The 3,551-nt window shown below is 44.4% G+C and carries 2 protein-coding genes and 1 pseudogene; all 3 read left to right on the top strand.

Going from position 1 to position 3,551, the window contains the following annotated elements; all coding sequences use genetic code 11:
• A pseudogene (locus tag SHEWPOL2_RS21695) lies at positions 1 to 1,122 on the top strand (glucan biosynthesis glucosyltransferase H); the annotation flags it as partial.
• Positions 1,123 to 1,530: 408 nt separating this feature from the next.
• Positions 1,531 to 2,943: a L,D-transpeptidase family protein gene (locus tag SHEWPOL2_RS21690; RefSeq protein ID WP_239642798.1), complete on the top strand. Its 1,413-nt coding sequence runs from the start codon at positions 1,531 to 1,533 to the stop codon at positions 2,941 to 2,943.
• 122 nt (positions 2,944 to 3,065) lie between these two features.
• Positions 3,066 to 3,551: DUF882 domain-containing protein (locus tag SHEWPOL2_RS21685; protein ID WP_037431645.1), on the top strand; the 486-nt coding region annotated here is incomplete at its 3' end.

Genomic DNA, 3,551 nt, shown 5'->3' with positions numbered 1-3,551 from the left:
ATTGCATACGATTTACCCGGTTCCTACGAGGAATGCCCTCCATCAATTGTTGACTTAGCGGTACGCGATCGTCGTTGGTGTCAGGGTAACTTGCAGCACTCACGTATTCTGCCAACTAAAGGGTTGCATTGGGTTAGTCGCCTGCACTTAATGACGGGTATTATGGCGTACTTATCTTCGCCATTTTGGTTGTTATTGATTTTAACGGGGTTGATGCTCGCTTTGCAGGCCCACTTTATTCGTCCAGAGTACTTCACCGATCAGTTCTCATTATTCCCAACGTGGCCAATCATGGACTCGGATAGGGCATTGAGACTGTTCTATATTACTATGGTGGTGTTATTTGGACCGAAGATCTTTGGCGTGTTGTTGCTGTTAAAAGATGGCAAATTTGCCCGCAGCGTAGGCGGGCGCATTAAAGCGATGCTCAGTGTGCTATTTGAAGTCATTCTCTCAGCATTGATCGCGCCAATCATGATGTTCATCCACTGCGGTGCGGTAATGTCGATTCTGATGGGACGTGATAGTGGTTGGTCTCCACAGCGCCGTGACGATGGTAGCATGCCTTGGTTAACCCTGATTTATCGCCACCGTTGGCATATGCTTGCAGGTGTGATGTTGGGGTATGCCGCGATTTTGGACTCCTTAACATTGCTCGCGTGGATGAGCCCCGCCTTGATTGGTTTGTGGTTAGCGGTGCCCATTTCGGCTTGGACCGGTTCGATTAAAATTGGGGAGTTTTTCAAACGTATTGGGATCCTCGCCACTCCAGAAGAACGCAGTCCTGCGCCTATTTGTATTAGGGCACAAGAAGCGCGTGCGGCTTACCAAGCGCATATTGAACAGCCTTGGACATTAGCACAATTACTGAAAGACCCTGCGCTGATGGAGCTTCACTTAGCCATGGTTGATAAACAGCCACTACGTGCCGCCGGAACGCCGATTGAACCAGTTGAAGCCATTGTGCACGTCAAAGTACATGAAGCACAGTGTCAGCAAAGTGCCTTAGCACTCTTTAATCGCCAGGAAATGGCTTTAGTGCTGGCTAATCCGCTAATGCTGCGGAGTTTGCAAAAACTACCAGAACAGTTTGTGCCAGAGGATCTGGTCTCCTTCTGTTAATTACTTTCTATTACGCTAAATAGTAAAAATGCCACTGATGATCAGTGGCATTTTTGTTTTAGGTCGATAGTGAGCTGCATTTTACGAACAGCTTCAGCTATAGTGATCTTAATACTAATCTCGCTCTGGATAATAAATGTATCGCAAACAATTCGTTGCACGACTTACAGGATTGAATTGACTTGCTATAGGCTCGTTTTTTGCGCCTACATTTGCCTTGTTTTTAGCGCAAAGTGCAGTTTGAGATTAGGCATTTGATTTTTTGCTGTACTGATTGCATTTATCCATCTCTTAACCTACCTAAGTTACTGTTGTCAAAGGGAGATGTCTATGGTGTCTGTGACTCGTTTTGCGCGGTGTTATCTCTTGGGGGGTTGCACATTTAAATGGTATTTAAAAGCGCTGTTGATGGTGTTTACATTCGTTTCGAGTGCACCACAAGCCGCTGAGTCGACCGAACTAACACATGGTTCTACAGAGCTAGACATTTCTATTACACAACTACTCGATCAGACATTGTTGCTTGATCTTGCCGATGTCAGTCCGGTATTTCGAGCTAATTATCAAAAACTCAGCCAATGGCAACATCGGCCCTTGAGTACTGATGAACAAGCCGAACTGCTTAAGATGCACCAACAACTGGAACGCTATTGGTATTACCTCGATCAGCAAGCGGAATGTGTTGAACCTTGTATCAGTAAGGTATTTACTCAACAGGACACTCATTACCGAGCTGTGCTCTTTACGCTTAAACAGCTCATGAGGTTAGAGAACATGACTTCATGGGATACGTTAACACAGGAAGAGAAACTCACTCCTAGGCAGCAAAGTCCTTTGATTTTGCCAATTGCGAAGCGACTTTTTGTATTAGGCTTTCTGCCAAATGAACCCAGTATCGTATCTGCTGAAGAGGCTAAAAATGGGATGCTTTATAACGAGCAACTAGTGACTAGCATTAAGCAATTCCAGCAGCAACACGGCTTACAAGCAGATGGTGTAATAGGGAAACAAACCCTTTACTGGCTTAACCAATCGCCCCATACTCGGGCTAAGTTACTGGCGAAAAATATGCTGAGACAGTGGATATTGACACCACAGTTACCAGCACGCTACCTACTGGTTAATATTCCAGCATTTGAGCTCCAGTTAGTTGAAGAAGGGAAGGTGACTTTACAGTCTAAAGTGATTGTCGGTAAAGCATCGCGGCCAACGCCTTTATTAAAAAGTCAAATTTCCAGTGTTGTGATGAACCCTGAATGGCGAGTGCCACGCACGATTATTCAACGTGATATCCTGCCGCATATTCGCCATGATGGGCATTATCTTACTGAACGAGAATTTGATGCTTACGATTATGATGGTAAGCGCGCCGAGCATTCTGCAGAACAATGGCAAGTACTCGCTTCATCGCATTTTCCTTATCAGTTGGTGCAACGGCCAGGACCCAAAAATGCCTTAGGCCGCTATAAATTTCATTTCGACAATAGTTTTAGTGTGTATTTGCATGGAACTTCTGAGCCAAGTCTCTTTAAAAAGGCTAACAGAGCTTTATCATCGGGCTGTATTCGGGTCGAGAAGGTTGAAGAATTAGCACGCTGGTTTAAGAGCCATTTAGTCAATGATCAGCGCCTTTGGGATAAATTAAGTTCAGATATCACCCAATCCCAATGGTTTTCCTTGTCTGATAAGTTGCCCATATTTATTGTCTATTGGACGGTATGGCTTGATGACGCTGGGGAAGTGCAATATCGGAATGACATTTACCAGCAGGAGAGTGAGCTGAGTTATGTGGTTTCTGCAACGATTTTTAACATGCTCTAATTGATTGAACTTTTGAAGGATTTTTTAATCTGATTGTTTGCATGTCGATCAAGACTTGATTTGGATGGCAATTCACGATAGTTTGCGTTCTTAGTGTCCAAAAAACGAACAAAGGTGATGATGTGACCTTACTTTGTCCTGCCCGTAGGCAGTTGTTGTTAGGCCTCAGTGGTGTGGCATTGTGTTCCTTAATTCCTTCCAAAGCGATAGCGAGCCGTTCAACCAAAGGTGTGCGTGAGCTTAGCCTGTATAATCGCCATACGGGTGAATATAACAACGGTAGCTATTGGGTCGATGGCCATTATCAGAATGAAGTGTTGGCCGATTTTAGCCACTTGCTGCGAGATCACCGTCAAAATGTAACAGCACCGATGGATAAACGCTTATTTGATTTGCTTTATACGCTTAAGACGACGTTAAATACTGATAATGAAATCCATGTGATTTCTGGTTACCGCTCACCAAAAACCAATGCGATGTTGGCAGGTAAAAGTGGTGGTGTAGCTAAAAAAAGTTACCATATGCAAGGGATGGCAATGGATATTGCGATCCCTGGGGTCAAATTAAAGACAATCAGAGATGCGGCTTTATCACTTAAGCTAGGAGGC

Origin of the sequence: Shewanella sp. POL2, from assembly GCF_000282755.1 — a bacterium.
GTDB lineage: Bacteria > Pseudomonadota > Gammaproteobacteria > Enterobacterales > Shewanellaceae > Shewanella > Shewanella xiamenensis.
The sequence above is the reverse complement of the archived record's forward strand: the minus strand, read 5'-3'. Positions and strand labels throughout refer to the sequence as shown.